The following is a 222-nucleotide window of genomic DNA, read 5'->3' on the forward strand; positions in this document are numbered from 1 at the left end:
TCTCGCGACTGCTCGCAATTTTTTTTCGATTGTCGCTTGCGCTGGGCGGCAGGTTCCCGTATAGTAGCTCCTCGCAACGCGGACATGGCTCAGTTGGTAGAGCACCACCTTGCCAAGGTGGGGGTCGCGGGTTCGAACCCCGTTGTCCGCTCCATGAGATTTCGGGCCGGTGCAAGCCGGCCCTTTTCATACGGCGACGTGGCCAAGTGGTAAGGCATGGGC

At 60.4% G+C, this 222-nt stretch carries 1 tRNA gene; it reads left to right on the forward strand.

Features of this window, described 5'->3' with window-relative positions:
- The first annotated feature begins 78 nt into the window (after window positions 1–78).
- A tRNA-Gly gene (locus tag EFAMC2_RS09120) sits at window positions 79–154 on the forward strand.
- Window positions 155–222 lie beyond the last annotated feature (68 nt).

This window comes from Olsenella uli (assembly GCF_901212655.1).
GTDB classification, from domain to species: domain Bacteria; phylum Actinomycetota; class Coriobacteriia; order Coriobacteriales; family Atopobiaceae; genus Parolsenella; species Parolsenella uli_A.